The organism is Pokkaliibacter sp. CJK22405 (assembly GCF_046614695.1).
GTDB lineage: Bacteria > Pseudomonadota > Gammaproteobacteria > Pseudomonadales > Balneatricaceae > Pokkaliibacter.
Genome location: NZ_JBKKHQ010000026.1, coordinates 64848 through 83394, shown reverse-complemented (window position 1 = coordinate 83394; position 18547 = coordinate 64848). Strand labels below are relative to the sequence as shown.

The 18547-nt window shown below is 56.7% G+C and carries 17 protein-coding genes; 10 read left to right on the top strand and 7 right to left on the bottom strand.

All coding sequences use genetic code 11. From position 1 onward, the window contains the following. Window positions 1–129 precede the first annotated feature (129 nt). Window positions 130–1266 (top strand): metallophosphoesterase, encoded by a 1137-nt coding sequence (locus tag ACKC9G_RS16960; RefSeq protein ID WP_411407588.1) that lies wholly within the window; start codon window positions 130–132, stop codon window positions 1264–1266. Window positions 1267–1344: 78 nt separating this feature from the next. Here ACKC9G_RS16960 and mtnK read toward each other — a convergent pair whose 3' ends face one another. Then, the gene (mtnK, locus tag ACKC9G_RS16955; protein ID WP_411407586.1) at window positions 1345–2556 is read right to left on the bottom strand and encodes an S-methyl-5-thioribose kinase; all 1212 of its coding nucleotides are present in this window, start codon (window positions 2554–2556) and stop codon (window positions 1345–1347) included. A 244-nt stretch (window positions 2557–2800) separates the two neighbouring features. Between mtnK and mtnA the strand changes: the two genes are divergently transcribed. Continuing rightward, on the top strand, window positions 2801–3826 hold the full coding sequence (gene mtnA, locus ACKC9G_RS16950; protein WP_411407584.1) for an S-methyl-5-thioribose-1-phosphate isomerase: 1026 nt from the start codon (window positions 2801–2803) through the stop codon (window positions 3824–3826). 336 nt (window positions 3827–4162) lie between these two features. Continuing rightward, window positions 4163–4909 (top strand): DUF3750 domain-containing protein, encoded by a 747-nt coding sequence (locus ACKC9G_RS16945; RefSeq protein WP_411407582.1) that lies wholly within the window; start codon window positions 4163–4165, stop codon window positions 4907–4909. Between the two features lie 72 nt (window positions 4910–4981). Here ACKC9G_RS16945 and ACKC9G_RS16940 read toward each other — a convergent pair whose 3' ends face one another. From ACKC9G_RS16940 to ACKC9G_RS16930, 3 genes are read right to left on the bottom strand one after another with little or no spacing between them, the layout of a single operon-like run. Then, window positions 4982–5524 (bottom strand): 1,2-dihydroxy-3-keto-5-methylthiopentene dioxygenase, encoded by a 543-nt coding sequence (locus ACKC9G_RS16940; protein ID WP_411407580.1) that lies wholly within the window; start codon window positions 5522–5524, stop codon window positions 4982–4984. 42 nt (window positions 5525–5566) lie between these two features. After that, window positions 5567–6268 (bottom strand): acireductone synthase, encoded by a 702-nt coding sequence (gene mtnC / locus ACKC9G_RS16935; protein ID WP_411407578.1) that lies wholly within the window; start codon window positions 6266–6268, stop codon window positions 5567–5569. Further along, window positions 6268–6879 (bottom strand): methylthioribulose 1-phosphate dehydratase, encoded by a 612-nt coding sequence (locus ACKC9G_RS16930; RefSeq protein WP_411407576.1) that lies wholly within the window; start codon window positions 6877–6879, stop codon window positions 6268–6270. Before ACKC9G_RS16930 ends, mtnC begins: the two co-directional genes overlap by 1 nt. A gap of 314 nt (window positions 6880–7193) precedes the next feature. Here ACKC9G_RS16930 and ACKC9G_RS16925 point away from each other — a divergent pair, with 314 nt between their 5' ends. Genes ACKC9G_RS16925 through ACKC9G_RS16915 form a run of 3 tightly spaced genes read left to right on the top strand, consistent with a single transcriptional unit; the run spans window position 7194 to window position 10353 of the window. Then, entirely contained in the window at window positions 7194–7955 is a 762-nt protein-coding gene (locus ACKC9G_RS16925; protein ID WP_411407574.1) for a transporter substrate-binding domain-containing protein, read from the top strand. Continuing rightward, window positions 7955–9580 (top strand): GGDEF domain-containing protein, encoded by a 1626-nt coding sequence (locus ACKC9G_RS16920; RefSeq protein ID WP_411407572.1) that lies wholly within the window; start codon window positions 7955–7957, stop codon window positions 9578–9580. Before ACKC9G_RS16925 ends, ACKC9G_RS16920 begins: the two co-directional genes overlap by 1 nt. Before the next feature lie 32 nt (window positions 9581–9612). Continuing rightward, entirely contained in the window at window positions 9613–10353 is a 741-nt protein-coding gene (locus ACKC9G_RS16915; RefSeq protein ID WP_411407570.1) for an SDR family oxidoreductase, read from the top strand. Between the two features lie 180 nt (window positions 10354–10533). On the opposite strand, the gene aspA is transcribed toward ACKC9G_RS16915, so the two are convergent. Next, entirely contained in the window at window positions 10534–11976 is a 1443-nt protein-coding gene (gene aspA / locus ACKC9G_RS16910) for an aspartate ammonia-lyase (protein ID WP_411407568.1), read from the bottom strand. A gap of 152 nt (window positions 11977–12128) precedes the next feature. On the opposite strand from aspA, the gene ACKC9G_RS16905 reads away from it, so the two are divergent. After that, window positions 12129–13046, top strand: coding sequence for a LysR substrate-binding domain-containing protein (locus tag ACKC9G_RS16905; RefSeq protein WP_411407566.1), 918 nt, complete (start codon window positions 12129–12131; stop codon window positions 13044–13046). Window positions 13047–13080: 34 nt separating this feature from the next. On the opposite strand, the gene ACKC9G_RS16900 is transcribed toward ACKC9G_RS16905, so the two are convergent. Further along, window positions 13081–15420, bottom strand: coding sequence for a hypothetical protein (locus tag ACKC9G_RS16900; RefSeq protein WP_411407564.1), 2340 nt, complete (start codon window positions 15418–15420; stop codon window positions 13081–13083). Window positions 15421–15443: 23 nt separating this feature from the next. After that, window positions 15444–15917: a type III secretion system chaperone gene (locus ACKC9G_RS16895; RefSeq protein WP_411407562.1), complete on the bottom strand. Its 474-nt coding sequence runs from the start codon at window positions 15915–15917 to the stop codon at window positions 15444–15446. Window positions 15918–16332: 415 nt separating this feature from the next. On the opposite strand from ACKC9G_RS16895, the gene ACKC9G_RS16890 reads away from it, so the two are divergent. The 3 genes from ACKC9G_RS16890 to ACKC9G_RS16880 all read left to right on the top strand — a co-directional run bounded on the left by ACKC9G_RS16890 (window position 16333) and on the right by ACKC9G_RS16880 (window position 18497). Continuing rightward, complete coding sequence (locus tag ACKC9G_RS16890; protein ID WP_411407560.1) at window positions 16333–16566, top strand: hypothetical protein; 234 nt, start codon at window positions 16333–16335, stop codon at window positions 16564–16566. Window positions 16567–17107: 541 nt separating this feature from the next. Beyond that, on the top strand, window positions 17108–17431 hold the full coding sequence (locus ACKC9G_RS16885; protein WP_411407558.1) for a hypothetical protein: 324 nt from the start codon (window positions 17108–17110) through the stop codon (window positions 17429–17431). Window positions 17432–18173: 742 nt separating this feature from the next. Beyond that, complete coding sequence (locus ACKC9G_RS16880) at window positions 18174–18497, top strand: hypothetical protein (RefSeq protein ID WP_411407558.1); 324 nt, start codon at window positions 18174–18176, stop codon at window positions 18495–18497. The last annotated feature ends 50 nt before the right edge of the window (window positions 18498–18547 follow it).

The window sequence follows — 18547 nt, the reverse complement described above, 5'->3', positions numbered from 1 at the left end:
GGCCTCGAAAGAGGCCTTTTTTTATGTCTATCGGTGGTGAACCGGGCAATCGTCTCTGGTGGCACTTGTGTTGCCCAGCGCAGCGCCCATATACCTTTTCTTTCCCAGCCTTGAGCGCAGGAGGTTCGAGTGAACCGACTTTTTATCATGGTGCTGCTGTTAGTTGGGCTGCATCTCTATCTGGTGTTACGCCTAAGTGTCGCCTTGCCGGGCAATGGCCTGTGGCTGACCGTGCTGATCCTCTGGGCGGTGTTGTCACTGGTGTTGCAACCCTTGGCGATTATGCCGCGTCGGCAAATGCCCAAAGGGCTCAAAGACCCACTGCGCGAGAAACTCGTCATCGCCGGTTACGGTTTGATGGGCTTTTTCTCCTCCCTGCTGGTGGTGACGCTGCTGCGTGATATCGGCATGGGCATCGTCAGCCTTTTCACGGCGATTCCACCGGTGAGCTGGGAAGCCAGTGCCTGGCTGGTGTTGGCGGCCGCAGCACTCATGACTCTGATGGGTTATGCCAACGCGCGCCGAACAGCGCGGGTGAAGGAAGTCTCGGTGCCGATCCACAATCTGCCGGCGGCCTGGCGGGGTTTTAAAATTGTGCAGCTGACCGATATCCATGTCGGGCCGACCATCAAGCGGGGCTATCTGGAAGCCATCATCCACCGTGCCAATGCGCTGGATGCAGATATGGTGGCGGTCACCGGGGATGTGGTGGATGGCAGTGTGGATGCGCTTTCCCACCACACCGCACCGCTGGCGAGTTTACGTTCCCGTTATGGCACCTACTTTGTGACCGGCAACCATGAGTACTACTCCGGCGCGGAAGCCTGGACGGCGGAGTTCGCCCGGCTGGGCATGAAGGTGCTGATGAACAGCCATGAGCTGCTGGAGAAAGAGGGCGATATTCTGGCCGTTGCCGGCGTCACGGATTACGGCGCAGGGCACTTCACCCCGCATCTGGCGAGTGATCCGCACCTTGCGGCTGAAGGTATTCCTGCTTCAGCGGTCAAAATCCTGCTGGCGCACCAGCCTCGCTCAGCGACGGCGGCCGAAGCAGCGGGCTTCCATCTGCAGCTTTCCGGGCACACCCACGGTGGTCAGTTCTGGCCGTGGAAATACTTCGTGCCGATGCAGCAGCCGTTTGTGGCCGGACTGGACCGGCTGGCAAAACTCTGGATTTACACCAGCCGCGGCACCGGCTACTGGGGGCCGCCCAAGCGTTTAGGCGCACCCTCAGAAATTACCCTGTTAACCCTAGTGTCGGACTAACTCCGTATCATCCGACAGAGATTAAAAAACGCCCCTCGGGGCGTTTTTTTTCAACAGGGCTAAGTGCCGGACAGGGACTCAGTACTCGACAAGACCGCTCAGCATGGTCAGGACATCGCCCATGTTGTCGAGCTGGCGGCGCTGCATGACCAGCGCTTCACCCAGTACCAGTGCCTGTCCGGCAGCTTGCAGCTGGCGGGTGTGATCACTGATCACATCCAGATCCTTCACATGGGCCAGGCCCACGGTGCGGCGAATCATTTCTGCTCCCGCGTACCCCAGAGTGTCGTGCCAGATCCGCTGCATCAGGCGTGACTGCCAGTGCAGGTTATTCAGGCTCGGATCATTGGTGTTTTCCGCCAGATAGCCGGTAAAGCGGTCGGCAAAGGTATTCCAGAAGCTGTCGATACCTTCCAGAATCCAGCGACGGTAGTTGTTGCGGGCATCCTCATCGTCCATCAGGCCCCACTGGGCACAGAAGTTCAGCAGCAGGTTGCCGATGTAGGAGCCAATATCGAAGCCTGCGGGGCCGTAATAGGCAAACTCGGCATCAATCACCTTGGTGCTGCCTTCACGAACGAAGATGGAGCCTGCGTGAACATCGCCATGCAGCAGCGACTGGGTTTTGGTCAGGAAGCGGTATTTGAGATCGGCGATCTCGGCTTTCAGGGCCGTATGGCTCCACAGTTTGGAGGCGCGCTCATTAAAACCGGGATAGTAGTTATTGCGCTCATGGTCGCAATAGGGGTCAAGGAAGAAGAGATCTTCGGTGATCTTGCAAAGATCCGGGTTGATAAACTGGGCAACGCGCTGTTTTTTCTCGGCAGGGTCAAGGTACAGGTCCGAGGTGAAAAACAGGGTGTCGGCAAGGAAGACCGCCATGTCATGCATCAGCGTCGGGAAGCGTTTCCCTTCCACCATCGCCTGGCGCAGGATCTGGTGATCCGACAGATCTTCCATGATGGTGACGGCCAGTTCGGCATCGTAATGATAAATCTCAGGCACCAGCGCCGGGCACAGCTGACTCTCGATCAGCATGGCCTCGGCCTCAATGCGGGCGCGATCGACGCTCAGGGGCCAGGATTCGCCGACGCAGCGAGCGTAGGGCAGCGCCTGCTTCAGAATCAGGCTGGCGCCGTCGGGATGGCTGATGCGAAACACCAGATTGAGGTTGCCATCGCCAAATTCTTCACTGGTCAGTGCGGTGCTATCGAGACCGGCGAAGCGGTCGGTATGTTCCAGGGCATAGGCCAGGGCATCGGCCGTTTGGAAGGTCTTATAGCGGGTCATGGAGGAGCCTCTGGTAAGCCTTGCATTGTCGTTATCAGAAAAGGGGAGATAGCTTACCCCCGTTGGCTTTCAGGGTGAAGTCGCGGGGCGGTGTAAAGAGGCTGTGAGGCGGCAAATCAATCTGCTATGGTGATCGACCCGCAGCGAAAAAAGTGCGGAAAACGCGAGTCTGCGGGTCAGATAATAAACGGGGAAGACCCACGACCTGATCGGCTTGCCGAGGGTCGCTGAGGAGGAAACACTGATGAAGAACCTGCTGGCCACCGCCATCAAATACGAGCAGGGACGCCTGTGGATACTTGACCAGCACGCCCTGCCACACGAAGAAAACTGGCTTGCGTGTGACAGTGTTGACGACATGATCGCCATGATCAAAGCGCTGAAAATTCGCGGCGCACCACTCATTGGCGTCGGTGCTGCCCTGCTGCTGGCTCATCTGGCCGAACAGGGTGCAGACCGTGAACAGCTGGAAAACTCCGCCCTTGCCCTGCGTGAAGCCCGTCCTACCGCGGTTAACCTGATGCACTGCATGGACCGCATGCTGGCCTCCCTGCGACAGAACGACCGTGTCGCCTTTGTGCGCACCGCCGAAGCCCTGTTTGAAGAAGATATAGCCCTCTGTGACCGCATTGCGGCCAACGGCGCTGAGCTGTTTTCGGCCAACGTCCGCTTGCTGACTCATTGCAATACCGGCCGTCTGGCGACGGCGGGTAAAGGTACTGCGCTGGGCGTGGTCTATGCCCTGCAGGAAGCAGGCAAAACCCCTTTTGTCTGGGTGGACGAAACCCGTCCGCTGCTGCAAGGCGGCCGTCTGACGACCTGGGAACTGGATAAGTACGGCATCAGCCACCGCCTGCAATGTGACAACATGGCGGGCATTCTGCTGCGCGACGGACAGGTGGATGCCGTCGTCGTTGGCGCTGACCGTATTGCCCGTAACGGTGACTTTGCCAACAAGGTTGGCACCTACTCACTGGCGGTGCTGGCCAGGCATCACAACGTGCCTTTTTATGTGGTGGCGCCTTATACCACCGTTGATCTTGATTGTGCTGATGGCTCGGCCATTCCGATTGAGCAACGCGCAGCGGAGGAAGTTGTTGGGGTCAGCGGCAGCTTTGGTGAAGCGCGTTGGGCACCTAATGATGTTGAAGTCTTTAACCCCGCCTTTGATGTGACCCCGGCTGAGCTGGTCTCTGGCTGGATTATGGATACCGGCGTCTACTCAGCCAGCGATATCGCTGCCGATGCCCTGGCAGCACCTCGAAGCTAGGGCATTTCAGCACACGCCATAGCGTTTCTATTCTGCGGCGAAGTCTTGGGAAAGCAGTCATGCGACCCGAGCTTCGCCGCATTTTGTTCCAGCTCGTAGCATCCTGAAATCCCCTGCCGCTGGTTCCGACACCGGCCACCTGCCTATAGTGACTCAGCTGTTCTTCCGATAGTACAGGCCGATGGCCTGTCTCTCCCCAGTGTCGGAAGACAGCATCCAATGCGCTCTTTCCCGGTTCATCGCCTGGCGATGATGAGGCTGTGGTAGGCAAGGAAAGGGTGCAAAACGAGTGCAGATCCAACCCTACCGGTGGGTGTGCTGATCGTCTGGAAACTCATGCGTCGATTGATTCTCTATCCTCTTGCCGTGGTCGTGCTCCTGCTGCTTGGGCCACTGTATTTATTGCTGAGCGGTCAGATTGACCTGCATCACTCATGGCAGAACAGCGACCGCAGTTCTGCCCAGCTGGCGCCTGACCCGGCGACCACGCCTGAAGCTGTCGTGCAGGTGTATGGCGCCCGGGCCTACAACTGGCGAGGTGCCTTTGCTGTTCACACCTGGATTGCGACCAAGGATGTGGATGCCCGCGATTATGTGGTGCATCAGGTACTGGGCTGGCGTCAGCCGCACATGCGTATTGGCACGGCGCAGCCAGACCGAGCCTGGTTCGGGTCAAAGCCTGTGCTGCTCGGTGAATTGCGTGGCCCCAAGGCTGCAGAAGCCATTGCGCATATTTTCGAGGCGGAGCGCCGCTATCCCTATAATGATGTGTATCGTGCCTGGCCGGGGCCGAACAGTAATACCTTTGTGGCCTGGGTCGTGCGGGAAGTCCCGGAGCTTACGGTGGCGCTGCCGGGTAACGCCCTGGGCAAGGATTATCTTGGTGAAAGCCGCTTTGTTGCACCGGCGCCCAGCGATACCGGTTATCAGGTGTCTCTCTGGGGCGTCCTGGGTGGCACCTTGGCCGCACATGAAGGGGTGGAGTTGAATCTTCTGGGCATGGTGCTGGGCTATAACTGGTACGACCATTACCTCAAACTGCCGGGTGTCGGTGATATTGGCCGTCGTAGCGACGCGCCCTGAGTCAGATCGCCAGACAAGAAAAAAGCCGCTCTTGAAAGCGGCTTTTTATATTCCATCGGCTGATCGATGCGATCAGGCCAGCAGCGGATACTGGCTGGCGATATCGGAGCCGGTGAAATGCGCTACCCAGCCTTCGGTGTTATTAAACAGGCGAATGGCGGTAAAGGTGGGCTCACTGCCCATATCAAACCAGTGTGGCGTGTTTTCAGGGACGCTGATCAGGTCATTCCTGCAGCACAGTACCTGATAAATTTTGTCGTCGATGTGCAGGCAGAAGAGCCCCTGACCATCAACAAAGAAGCGCACTTCATCTTCCGTGTGGCGATGCTCACTCAGAAACTTCTGACGAAAAGCGACCTTGTCCGGATGCCCGGCGTGCATGCTGACAACATCCACTGTGATGTAGCCATTCTCGCGCTTGAGGCGATCAATATCCGCCGCATAGGCTGCCAGAATAGCGTCCTGCTCCATACCGGGAGTGATGGGCGTATTGGCTTCCCAGCGCTCGAAACGAACACCGGCTTCTTTGAGCAGGCGGGTGATTTCCTCACCGTTGTCAGTGCTCAGCAGCGGCTTGTCGGTCTGGGTGTCGGCGTAAATCGTCAGCGAGCTCATCAGTTTCTCCTCATCAAAGCGGTGTCCGGCACTACCTGCTCGTTAGTCGCAGGCAATCTCGGCAAAAGTGGTGGCAACCGGGTGGCGGCTGCTGGGTGCAGCACCGTCGCGGCGCAGTTCACAGGTCTTCATGCCTGCTCGCAGGGCAGCATCCAGCTCTTCAGCGATATCCGATAAAAACAGTACGTGTTCGGCGGGCAGGTCAATGGCCTGCAAAATAGCTTTATAGGCGGCCGCTTCGCGTTTGGCACCGGTACGGGTATCAAAGTAACCGCTGAACAGCGGTGTCATATCGCCAAAATCGCTGTAACCAAAGAGCAGCTTCTGGGCAGGAACGGAGCCTGAGCTAAACACATAAAGCTCAATGCCATCGGCCTGCCAGGCCTGTAAATACTGGTGGGCGTCGGTATAAACATGGCCGGTAAAGTCGCCGTTTTCGTAGCCGGCTTTCCAGATCATACCCTGCAGCGTCTTAAGCGGGGTGGCCTTGCGGTCATCCTCGATCCAGCGCAGCAAGACCTCAATCAGTGCCTCGGTTTCTGCATCGACCCAACCAATTTCCCCGGCGACCTGCAGCAGGGCCTCTTTTACTTCCGGCTCGTGTTGATGGGCACGAACGAAGTCTGGCAGGTGTTTTGCTGCATAAGGGAAAAGGACATTCTTGACGAAGGCGATATCGCTGGTGGTGCCTTCAATATCGGTGACGATGGCGGCAATGCCGACCTGGGTAGTGGCATCAGTCATTAACGGGCTCCCAAACGGCGCATTTCGAGTTCGCAGGCGAAGAGAAACTCCAGCCCTTCCAGATGGCGGGTGGCTTCCTGACTATCGCGACCCCAGGCGTACAAGCCATGACCGCGAACCAGCAAGCCCCAGGACAGCGGCTGGGTGTGCCAGCGCTGCTCGATAGTGTTGGCCAGAGCCGTCATATCCTGGGTGTTATCGACGATGGCCAGACGAATGCTTTCTTCGTGGGTCTGGTTGCCCGAAAGGCTCTTTTGCATCTCGAAGCCTTCCAGCGACAGCCAGTCATCGGCGGTCAGACGAGACAGCACTGTCGAAGGCACCGAGTGGGTATGCAGCACGGCTCCAATGGTGTCATCCAGACGGTAAAGCGCAGTATGCACCAGGGTTTCGGCACTGGGCTTGCCCTCTGTCAGCGGAGTGCCGAACAGATCCACCTGCATAAAGTCCTGCTCGGTCAGGTGACCCTTATGGCGGCCTGACTGAGTGACCAGCGCGCGGTCATCGCCAAGGCGAATAGAGAAGTTGCCGCCGGTCGCAGGGCACCAGCCTTGCTGATTGATCCAGCGCCCCGCCTCAATGAGCGCTTGAGCAGCCGTTGAAGGTGTCATCGTCGTATCTCTGGTTGTGGGCGCCAGCAGGGCGCAGCAACGGAAAAGGCCCAATAGTTTAAGGGATCGACGAGATTGAGTGAACAAAGTCGGGGTTTTTGGCCACTAAAAAGCCAACGACCAGTAAAAGCACGGAAAACGTGGCTCTTCGCCGCGAGTGAGTGCTATAGCGCCCAGTGTTAGTGTAATTGCTTGGCGCGATTAGCACGTTTTACGTCGATGTTTGATGGAAAAGTGAGCAACATGCCTATATTATGTGCCGCCATTCTTCGAAAGGATGGCGACAGGAAAAGACGTATAGGGAGATCACGTCCTTGAGACGCGCATTGCAATGCCTGCTGCTTGGCTGTCTTGTCTTCTTTATGAGTGACGAGGCGCTGGCGGCCGATACGCTGATTATTGCGACCGAAGGTCAGGACCCGCCGTTCAACTTCTTTAATGAACGCGGAGAGCTGACCGGGTTTGACGTGGAAATCGCGCGCGCCCTCTGCGAAGAAATGCAGACGCCCTGTGAGTTTGTCACCAAAGCCTGGGATGACCTGTTGCCAGCATTGGAAAAAGGTGAGGCGGATCTGGTGATGGCCAGCATGGCCAAGACCCGTGACCGCGAGCGTCATGCCCTGTTTTCCCAGAGTTACTACCGTTCCTATTCTGCCTTTATTGGCGACCCTGCCCGTTTCTCCAATACCAAAACTGATGAGCTGAAGAACCTGCGTATTGCGACGGCCAGCAACTCGATTCAGCAGCAATACATCAAACGTCATTATCCTGAAGCCACGCTGCTGGCGGTGGCGTCTCCGATGGAAGCCTACAGCGCCCTGCGTGAAAATCGTGCCGATGTGGTGATGGGGGATGCCATGAGTCTGCTACGCTTTCTCACATCACCACAGGGACAGGGTTATGACTTTATGGCGGAGCCATCGGACGCTCAGGCGCTCAAAGCCACGGCGCATATTGCCGTTAGCAAGTTGCACCCTGAACTGCTGGATAAACTGAACAATGCGATCGAATCCATTCGCCTCAATGGTGAATACGATCGTGTTTCCCGTCGCTACTTTCCATTCAGTGCCTTCTGATGACGACGCCGAGCAAGCCCCGTTTTTACCAGCGCTGGTGGCTCTCAGTGGTTGAGCTGCATCCACGCCTGTCCCTGGTATCCGGCTGGCTGCTGCTGGTGATTCTGCTGCTGCTCGGTGGGATGTCCTGGTATGCGCTGGGGCTGCTCAGTGATATCGAGCGCAAGTCGCTGGAAACCCGCACCGAGCATTTGCCGGGGATTGTCAAAAATCAGCAGGTGGCGCTGCGCCTTGAGCAACTGGGCACCTTTATCAGTCAGGTGTACTGGGCGAGGGATGCGTACCGTGAACGCGAGATCCGTCTGGATGCCCAGGTGCTGGTCACCGGGCTCGGCATGGATGTCGGGCCGCCCCTGTCGGGCGGCACGCAGGAAATTCTGAATGATATTCGCCAGCTCATCTCTATTCGTGAGGAACAGCGTAATCTGACCCGTGAACTGGCGCCGCTGGTGGATAGCCTGACAGGTTTGCGTGTTCTGATTACCCGTTTTCTTCCCGTGGAACAGCAGGCTGATGCCCTGATGATGCTCGGTGATTATCAGGCCAGCCTGCATGCACTTTTTGATGGTGCCGTATCACTCAGCCAGCTGCAGCTTCGCACCGAACTCTTCAGCAATCGCATTGCCGGGATGACGTTCTCCAGCGACCAGAAAACGGCTTTCCTTCGTAAGCTCAACTCTATTGGCCGTACCATCAAAAATCAGCAAACACTGGAGCGTGTCAGCCAGCAGCTGCGTGACGAAGCTCTCGATAAGCAGCGCAGCCTCTCTAATCTGCTGTCCACCGATGCGGCCTACCGCGCACAAAAAGTGGCTGAGGAAGTGCAGCGGGATGCAGACAAACTGAAAAACACCAGCCTGATTCTGGTGACAGTGATGCTGTGTGGACTGATCTTCCTCTACTTTATGGGACGCGGATTGATTCTTCGTCCGCTGCAAATGGCGATTACCGGCCTCTCCTCAATGCACTTCACCCATGAGAAAGCGGTGAAGTTACCCCGTGTGTTGTTCCGCGAGCTGGATGCGATCTGCCGTCTGGTGGAGCAGTATGCTGATATGACCCAGGCGCTGCAGCGTGCCAATGGCGAGCTTCGTACCCTGTCTCAGCGCGATGGCCTGACGGGTGTGGCGAACCGGCGTTTCTTTGATCACACCCTTGAGGCCACGCTGGCACGCACCGCCGGTAAGGGTCCGGGGCTCGCTTTGGCGATGATCGATCTGGATCACTTCAAACGCCTGAATGACCGTTATGGCCATGATGTGGGTGATGACTGTCTGCGAGCAGTGGGCGCTCTGCTCAAGCAACGTGCGGGTCGTGCCGGCGGGCTGGCGGCGCGCTTTGGCGGTGAAGAGTTTGCTCTGATCCTGCCGGGGATGTCGGTGGTGCAGGCGCGGGAGCTGATTGAAGTCATCCGTGAGGATATCGCTGCCATCAACTCTTTGCGCGATGCCGAGGGTAATCAGATCTCCATGACCGCCAGTATTGGCTGGGTTCATGTGCATAACGGTGTCGGCGTCGGTAACGAAGAAGTGATTCGTCAGGCGGATCGGGGGCTGTATCAGGCCAAGGCCGAAGGGCGTAATCGGGTTATCCACACTTCCCAGGGGGAAGTCTCCTCGGTATAACCTTGTGATGCCCTTTTCACGAGGTTCTCTCCATGAAAATCATGCTTGTGACTGGCGCTGGCCGTGGTATCGGTGCGGCGACTGCGCGTCTTGCTGCCCGTCAGGGCTATGGCGTCATCATCAATTATCGGGTCAACCATGCCGCTGCCGAAGCGCTCTGTCAGGAGATTCGCCATGGCGGTGGCGAGGCGTGGGTGTGTCAGGCGGATGTGGGTCTGGAAAACGAGGTGGAAAACCTCTTTGCCGAAGTCGACCGTCGCGGCACCCTGACAGTACTGGTCAATAATGCCGGACGCCTCGGCATGCAGTGTCGCCTGGATGAAATCACCCTTGAGCGCTGGCAGATGGTGCTCAACACCAACGCGACCTCGACCTTCCTGTGTTGTCGTGAAGCAGTGCAGCGAATGGCTTACCGTCATGGTGGGCAGGGCGGCACCATTGTGAATGTCAGCTCGGGGGCGGCGAAAAGTGGTGCGCCTAATGAGTATGTGGATTACGCCGCGGCCAAAGGCGCGGTGGAGAGTCTGACCCTGGGGCTGGCGCGGGAAGTTGCTCATGAAGGCATTCGGGTTAATGGCGTGCGTCCCGGCTTTATTCTGACCGACATTCATGCCGAAGGTGGCGAACCGGACCGGGTGCAGCGATTGGCACCGTCCATTCCGATGCAGCGTGGTGGCACCGCCCATGAAGTGGCAGAGGCCATTCTCTGGCTGGCCTCGGATAAGTCCAGTTACACCACCGGCAGTTTTATCGATGTGCTGGGCGGACGCTGACACTGAAGCCGGATCAGGCCGGTACAGGTAAAACACAGGCAAAAAAATGCCCAGCTCCGACAGGTAGGAGCTGGGCTTTCAATAAATATGCCTCGCGAACGATTACAAGGCATATCCGCTTATGAAACCAGCGAGATCAGGGGTCATCGCCATCCCCATTGATAGCCGAAGCTATCGAATTCAGCGGCGAATCGGGCGAGGATTCACCATGTTCTCAGGGCGCAGAATCTCAGCCAGCAGGCCTTCATCCAGTAGCCCCTCTTCACGTACCAGCTCCAGAACACCGCGACCAGATATCAGGGCTTCCTTGGCGATACGGGTCGAGTTTTCGTAACCGATATAAGGGTTCAGCGCGGTGATCAGGCCGATGGAGTTATCCACCATGGCTTTACAGTGCTCGCGGTTGGCAGTGATGCCCTCCACGCAGCGCTCGCGCAGCATATCCATGGCACGACGCAGCAAGCGCATGGAATCCAGAATCTTGTAGGTAATCAGCGGCTCCATCACGTTCAGCTGCAGCTGACCGGCTTCGGCCGCCATGGTGATGGCCAGATCGTTACCGATGACCTGGTAGGCCACCTGGTTCACCGCCTCAGGAATCACCGGGTTCACCTTGCCGGGCATAATGGAAGAACCAGGCTGCTGGGCAGGCAGGTTGATCTCGTTCAGGCCGGTACGCGGACCACTGGACAGCAGGCGCAGGTCATTACAGATCTTCGACAGTTTCACCGCCAGACGCTTGGTCATACCGGAGAACAGAACGAATGCACCCATGTCGGAGGTCGCTTCGATCAGGTCTGTCGCCAGGGTCATGGGATGACCGCAGACTTTGGACAGGTGATCCACCGCCAGCTCGGCATAACCGGGTTCAGCGTTGATGCCAGTGCCAATGGCCGTACCACCAAGGTTAACTTCGCGCAGCAAGCTAAAGAGGCCGCCGATACGGTCGATGTCCTCAGCCAGGGTGCTGGCGAAGGCTTTGAATTCCTGACCCAGTGTCATGGGGACAGCATCCTGTAACTGGGTGCGGCCCATCTTGATGACATCGCTGAACTCTTCGCTTTTGTGGGCAAAGGCATCTTTCAGCAGTGCCAGACTGTCTACCAGCTCAGAGTGAGTCAGCTGCAGGCCCACGCGAATCGCAGTGGGGTAGGCATCATTGGTAGACTGGGACATGTTGACGTCATTGTTAGGGTGCAGATACTGGTATGCACCTTTGGCATGACCCATGGCTTCCAGCGCCACGTTGGCAATGACTTCGTTGGCGTTCATGTTGGTGGAGGTGCCAGCACCACCCTGAATCATGTCGACGACGAACTGATCATGGAATTCGCCATCAATGATGCGGTCACAGGCCAGCATGATGGCGCTGCTTTTCTCCAGGCTGATCTGGCCCTGATCCCGGTTCGCTGCGGCGGCTGCCTTCTTGACCATGGCAAGACCAATCACCAGCTTGGGAAAGTGGCTGAGAGGTACGCCGGTCAGGCGGAAGTTTTCCAGCGCACGCTGGGTTTGAATGCCGTAATAGGCATCAGCAGGGACGGCCATAGGGCCAAGCAGGTCTTTTTCGAGACGGTGGGGAGCGGCCAGAATATCGGACTGGAGAATGGCGCTGGGAGTCATGATGGCGTTCATCGCACTTTGCGCAGCAACTGCTGCTGAATGGCGCCTATTGTGAGTGGCGGCCGAAAGTTTGACCAATGCTATTACTCACTGCTGTATGCAATATGCGCATAATCTAATATATGAAGATGTAAACCGATCCCGGAGGCGATATGGATCTCGAAACCAAGTGGCTGGAAGACCTCCTGATGCTGGCGGAAACCCACAGTTTCTCCCAGGCGGCAGAGCGTCGTTTCGTCACTCAGCCTGCGTTTAGCCGCCGTATCCGGGCGCTGGAACAGGCCGTCGGGGTACAGCTGGTTAACCGCTCAACCACGCCGGTAGAGCTGACCGCAGAAGGTCAGCTTTTTGTGGCAACGGCGCGCAATGTGCTGACCCAGCTGCGCGATACCGTCGGCAAGGTGCGTGGTTTACAGCCCGGAGAGGCGCAGGTGCTGGAAGTCGCCGCCGCTCACTCGCTGGCCTTTACCTTCTTTCCCGATTGGGTCAGCGATTTCAGCGATGTGATGCAGGAGCTGTCCATGCGTCTGGTGGCGATGAATGTGGAAGACGCCATTCATGCCCTGCGCGAAGGTGAGTGTGATGTGATGCTGGTCTATTACGACCCTTACGCCACCTTGCAGCTGGATAACGCGACCTTTCCTTCGCTGCATTTGGCCGATACACGCATGCTGCCCGTATGTGCGCCTCAGGCAGATGGTCAACCGCGTTTCTCGCTGGATTCTCCGCCGCAGGACGATATTCCGCTGCTGTCCTATACCCGCGGTGCTTTTCTGGGCCGCACGGTACGGATGATGATGAAGCATCATCCTCTCAGTCTGCGGCTTCGCACCGTGTATGAAACGGCGATGGCAGAAGGTTTGAAAGGCATGGCGCTGAAAGGGCAGGGTGTGGCCTGGATTCCGGAGCTGTGTATTGAGCGTGAACTGGCTGAAGGCAAGCTGGTGGTATGCGGGGGAGAGCAATGGCAGGCGCCGCTGGAAATTCGGCTTTATCGCTGTGCGTTGGTGGATAAACCCAGTGTGTCGAGAGTGTGGCGCCAGTTAGTAAAGCGTGGTGCAGCGTTATAACACCGCACCACGCTACTCTTATAGCGGTACTGGATTAGCGGTACTGGATCCCGTAGGTCACATTATTAAGCTGTGCTTCAGCCTGCGCGATTTGCTCCCTGTCACCGCTGCCAATGGCATCATTAAAAGCCTGGTTGGCACGGTCAAGCGCGTTTTGCTGCATTTGTTGGTGACGCTGCTCCTCGGGTGTTTGTCGACGCTCGTTTCGGAAGTTGGAGCTGCTGGCGTAAGGAATATCTTCATCCTCGTCTTCCTCATCCGCCTCGTTGATATAGAACTGGCGTACCGCTTCCAGCGTACTGGCATTGCTCGCCACCGACTGGCGTTGTGAGCGTCGAGCGGCCAGCTCGGCATCGGTCGGTGGTGCGGATTGTACGTTGCGGTTCTTGATGCGTGGGGCATAGAAGTCGTCGATGTAGTTATCCACATCCTGCTGGGTGATCGGCTCGCCGCCCAGGGTTTGCTCCTTCATCAGGCGGTAAGCAATGTAGTTGGTGACGGATGCGACCGGCACCTGCATACGTGAGCCAGGCACCTTGGCTTTGTCATGGTGAGTATCGACCAGATGCTGGAGGGAGTGCTTGAACAGATCCTGCATACGGTTTTGCTGGCCTTCATCAAGAATCGCACCTTCGCCCCCTTTGATGGGCAGGCAGTAAAGCCCCGCCCAGCCATGGTAGGCCTCAATGGCTTTTTCCCACTTCGACTGTCTTTCGCTACCGTCAAAAATGGCCAGCTCAACACGGTCTTCCACGCCGCCATCCAGCTCACCCAGACTGTCGCCTTCAGGTGCGCCCTGCGCTTTCTTGAGGGCGTTAACGCCCAGCATGATGGTGACATTGGCGAAGTTGATCAGGGTTTCCAGCGCCGTGGCTTCCAGATGATCACGGCTTGGATCGGTCAGGCGCTTGATACCGTCCATATCGTCCAGATCGGCTTCATCGAGGAACAGAATGGGGTTGGTGCAACCGGCGCGAATCAGCTTGAGGCCAATCTTGCCCATCGCATCGGTATCAGCGGTGACATACTCTTCTTGCTCCAGCGCTGACCATTCCTTGGCCATCATGGAGTTCACGCCACCGGCCTGTTTGTCCGGCATGATCAGACCAGCCACCGGCAGCTTCAATAGCCTGGGCAGCACGGTCTCAACAAAATGAGTCTTACCCGTACCGGGCAGACCCGCCATCAACATCATCTGCTTGAGAACCTTCGGCACCTTGTTCCACTGGTGCCAGTTATCCTCAAGGTCCAGCTTGGCGACATCAAAGTCGGCAGGCGCGCGCAGGTGATCCGGAATTTCATGTTCAAGTGAGCGGACACCGACGCCGAGGGCAAAGCCACTGAGTTTGTCTTTCAGGGGCATCTTGTAGAGGCGCATGCTTTGTTCCATGTCGCGCATCAGATTCTCACGGCCCTGAGGGGTTTTCAGTGGCTCGACTTCTTTGGTTTTGAGCGGGCGGCCGAGCATGAAGTCCTTGCGCCAGTGCATCATGCCGCGAATCAGCGCGAACTTGACCTTGTCACCACGACGGGCGGCCGCAAAGGCCTGCTGCAGGGCCAGATCGATCTTGTCGCAGGCATCCTGAATATCCCGAGGCATGGTTTTAAGAATCTCAGCACTCTCCGCCTTGCGGCGCAGGTGGGTTTTCTCCAGTGCTTCGGCATAAGACAGTTTGGACTCGGAGGTCATGGCCTCTCGCAGGCCGTTCACCAGTTCCTTACTTTCCTGATAGACCGGTACCAGCATCCCCATGGCGATAAAACCACGGGACAGGGCCTGCTGCTCCGCGGGGACCTTGGACTGGATCATGTAGTCGACCAGCGAGTAGGAGCCGTAAATCGTTGCACCGGCAGCCGCGCCGCGAGCCAGCGCGACGGAAGCCTTCTTGCCGGCTTTTTGCCAGTTGAAGGTGTCGGCCAGGACTTCCTTCACCTCTTTGCTGAGCTCGTTTTCCTTACGGGAATAGGGGTCCATGTGCTCACTGTTGAGCAGGCCCATTTCCTCATCCTGAGCGCGTCGGGAATGATTGTCCTCAGGCAGGCGATGCTGCGGATTGTTCTGTAGCTCAATGTCCTGACGATGGCTGGGGAGCATGCCGTTGTTCTGTTCGCGCCCGCGAATCAGGTTCATCGGGTTAGGCAGATAGCTGCCAAGACCGGATAAGCGCTCCAGCGTGCCGGAGAGCAGGCTGGCATTCTGACGGGGCGAGGGAGTGGCGTTAGCGGCTTGGGCGTCGCGACCGCTGACGGGCTGGGTGGGTTCCAGCTGCGCGCCTTGCAGAGGGCCGCGCGCGGCTTCCACATCGTTATTGACCGGCGCCGCAGCGCCAAGGTTAAGACTGAGCCGAAACGGTGATCTGTCCATACCGTGCATAAGGTTTCCTCCTGAAACGTCAATCAGCGCAGTTGTGCACCCAGTGAATGCCCAAGTCGGGTCTGCGCAGGAGCGGGCTTGCTGGCTTCTGTGGCAGGGCTGGCTGAGGCCAGTTGCTCAACCAGCACCTTGCGGCGACGGGTGAGCAGGTCAATGCTGGCATCCAGGCGTTCAATGCTCAGGAGGTCAGCCGGTAGCGCCTGCTGCAGATACAGCTCTTCGCGTTCGGGATGCATTGCCAAGGTGGCATCGGGGCTCAGACAATTGATACGCAGGGCCTGTTGATAAAGGGCTTCACTGCGGCTTGCGGACGAGGTCAGCTCCGGCAGGGGAGAATAGAGATGCAAACGCTGCTGCTCCTGATGCCACTCAAAGTGCAGGGATACGCCATCAGCGAAGCGAATGCCTGCGCAGGCGTTAGAGTCCAGAGTTAGCTCGGGCAGGCCATCGCGGCGCCCGACCGATTGCAGTAGTTCGTTGATCTCCGTGGTATTCATGCTGATAGTCGTCCTGCTGTGTTGGCTGTGCGAGCCCGTAATGTCCGGGGTTATCAGAGGCTGAACGTCGGGGAAGGGCGTCAGTCCCAAAAAAATGCGCGGCAATGATCTTTATAATCATTCTCATTTGCAAGTCTTAGTGAGAATGATTGGTATTTAGTTCCTCATGTGTTCGCAGCGGCTCGCCGTGTCTGAGGTGTTTTGGTGTGGGGAGTTGCAAAAAATTACACAAAGCGCAGCCAGGGCTGAAAGCGGCGGCATATCAGCAAGTTAGTACAAATACTCAGTCAAAAAAGGATAGGAAACGGCAGGGTTGTTCCCGGCAGCAAAATGAAAAGTGAACTTTTACGCCACGACGTCCACTGAAGGGAGGCACTAGTTAATTACGTTTCGATGTTCCGAGGAGGAAAATCCCATGGGTGCAATCGCAGGTATGGTTGGCGGCCAGCTCGCTGCAGGTTTGGGCGAAGCAATCGGCGGTAAGGTTGCGGATAAAGGTATGGATCTGCTGGGCGGTCTGATGGACAAAGCGCCTGGTATGGACATGCTGGGTGGTCTGATGGACAAAGCTCCTGGCGGTGATATCGCCAAGATGCTGACTGGCGCCTGTGACGGCCCAGGTGCAATGAAGCCCCCAATTTCGTTCTGATTCAGAACGTTATACTGAAGGTCGTAGTAGCAGCACATTCCCTCGTCTGCTGACCAGAAAGCCCGGCATTTTTGATGTTCCGGGTTTTTTTCTGCCTGTCTTTTGGCTCCCCATGATTACCCCTTCTGATGTTACCCGCTCGTTCTCGCCGCTTCAGGTGCGTGAATTCCTTGTGCCTTTTCCTGTTTGCTGATTCTTAACAGTACCGCCGCATTCCCTAAGGTGGGCTTCTCTCTGTCAACTTTGTCAGCACTTGGTCAGTGGCTTGGCAAAGGATGTGATACGGGGAAGTGAAATATTTCCTCGGCATAAAAAACTGAAACCGATTAGAAAGATCAATTTTCTGAAATTGAATGCTTTTAGGCGCTTTTAGCGTGATTTATTGCGGATTTCTACAGGGAAGTTTGAGGCTTGGCTGGCCAAAAAGTGTGACTTCCCGCTGTTAATCACTGCAACCAATGTCAAGCAACGTCAGGGTGGTTAAGGGGCACTTAATCCATGCAATCTCGCAAACGACTTCGCTACATTGTGGAGGTACTCCATGAGTGCAATTTCAGGAATGGGCATGTCCGGTATGTCCGGCATGAGCAGTATGATGGGTGGAATCGGTAACTCTACCGATGGCAAGCAGATGCCACCTCCACCACCCGATGGTGAGCAGAACGCGCAGGGGTCTTCCGATATGCCTCCGCCACCACCACCTCCCGAAGATATGAGCAGCCAGGCCTCTTCCGGCTGTGGCTCAAGCGGTTCCAGTGACTCCACAGATATCAACGATCTGCTGGAACAACTGCTGGCAGGTAACGATACCTCGACTCAGCAAACCCAGATGCAAGGTCAGCAGAAACCGCCTATCCAATTCTGATGACCCTCTGAACATCGAATAACCGGAGACCTGTTCCTCTCCCAGCTCAGGGTCCTCCAACTAGTGCAGAAGAAGCCCGTGTCCGCCTACACGGGCTTTTTTCTTGTCTGCGTTTTTTGTCGGCAACTGCCTCTGCGCTGCTGTTCTTCTCCTCGCTGCTTTCACCTTTATCTCACGTGCTTGTCTTCACCTCCGCGGCGGTCTTTTCCTTCCGAGCTATCTTCCTTCAGTGCTCCCTCTGCCCGCTATCGCTACGAGTAACGACCAGGTTGTGACTTGTCTCTGAGAGGGCTCTAACTCGAGGGGTATTGGAGGGGATGACTGCTTAATGAGCCTGAAATGGCAGAAGCGGTTGCTGTGGATGTTGGTCGTGTTGTGATGCCTTACTCGCTTCCGGGTAGCAGTTTCTCTGTCAACTTTGTCAGCAGTCGGTCAAGGCAGGTTGTTACAGGGAAAACAGGGAGGGTTTGTTACGCACTTTGTCTGATGGATAAGTTTTCGTCAGTAATGCTGGCGTAAGATTATTTTGACAGAGGAATGTGGCTTTTTAGGCAGATAAGCCTGCGTGTTCGGTGCATTTGGCTTACGTAATGAGTGTCTAATATAGTGGCTCCAATGAGTCTTTTCAGGTGGTTTTCACCGGAAAATCACTGCAACCAATGTCAAGCAATGCAAACCTTGAGAAAGCGCACTTAATCCATGCAATTTCGCACTTCACTATGCAATTGTTTGGAGGTACTCCATGAGTGCTATTTCAGGAATGGGCATGTCCGGTATGTCCGGCATGAGCAGTATGATGGGTGGAATCGGTAACTCTACCGATGGCAAGCAGATGCCACCTCCACCACCCGATGGTGAACAGAACGCGCAGGGTTCTTCTGATATGCCCCCGCCTCCACCACCTCCCGAAGATATGAGCAGCCAGGCTTCTTCCGGCTGTGGCTCAAGCGGTTCCAGTGATTCCACAGATATCAACGATCTGCTGGAGCAGCTGCTGGCAGGTAACGATACCTCGACTCAGCAAACCCAGATGCAAGGTCAGCAGAAACCGCCCATCCAGTTCTGATGACATTGCCTGCGGGGTCCTGTTCCCTCTCCCGCCTCTGGACTCCTAGT

Coding starts and splice junctions, on each gene's coding strand:
- aspA (WP_411407568.1), bottom strand. CDS start 11,976: ATGACTCCCAGCGCCATTCTCCAGTCCGATATTCTGGCCGCTCCCCAC.
- ACKC9G_RS16945 (WP_411407582.1), top strand. CDS start 4,163: ATGCGTCGATTGATTCTCTATCCTCTTGCCGTGGTCGTGCTCCTGCTG.
- ACKC9G_RS16915 (WP_411407570.1), top strand. CDS start 9,613: ATGAAAATCATGCTTGTGACTGGCGCTGGCCGTGGTATCGGTGCGGCG.
- ACKC9G_RS16880 (WP_411407558.1), top strand. CDS start 18,174: ATGAGTGCTATTTCAGGAATGGGCATGTCCGGTATGTCCGGCATGAGC.
- ACKC9G_RS16940 (WP_411407580.1), bottom strand. CDS start 5,524: ATGAGCTCGCTGACGATTTACGCCGACACCCAGACCGACAAGCCGCTG.
- mtnC (WP_411407578.1), bottom strand. CDS start 6,268: ATGACTGATGCCACTACCCAGGTCGGCATTGCCGCCATCGTCACCGAT.
- ACKC9G_RS16900 (WP_411407564.1), bottom strand. CDS start 15,420: ATGCACGGTATGGACAGATCACCGTTTCGGCTCAGTCTTAACCTTGGC.
- ACKC9G_RS16895 (WP_411407562.1), bottom strand. CDS start 15,917: ATGAATACCACGGAGATCAACGAACTACTGCAATCGGTCGGGCGCCGC.
- mtnK (WP_411407586.1), bottom strand. CDS start 2,556: ATGACCCGCTATAAGACCTTCCAAACGGCCGATGCCCTGGCCTATGCC.
- ACKC9G_RS16920 (WP_411407572.1), top strand. CDS start 7,955: ATGACGACGCCGAGCAAGCCCCGTTTTTACCAGCGCTGGTGGCTCTCA.
- ACKC9G_RS16890 (WP_411407560.1), top strand. CDS start 16,333: ATGGGTGCAATCGCAGGTATGGTTGGCGGCCAGCTCGCTGCAGGTTTG.
- ACKC9G_RS16885 (WP_411407558.1), top strand. CDS start 17,108: ATGAGTGCAATTTCAGGAATGGGCATGTCCGGTATGTCCGGCATGAGC.
- mtnA (WP_411407584.1), top strand. CDS start 2,801: ATGAAGAACCTGCTGGCCACCGCCATCAAATACGAGCAGGGACGCCTG.
- ACKC9G_RS16905 (WP_411407566.1), top strand. CDS start 12,129: ATGGATCTCGAAACCAAGTGGCTGGAAGACCTCCTGATGCTGGCGGAA.
- ACKC9G_RS16930 (WP_411407576.1), bottom strand. CDS start 6,879: ATGACACCTTCAACGGCTGCTCAAGCGCTCATTGAGGCGGGGCGCTGG.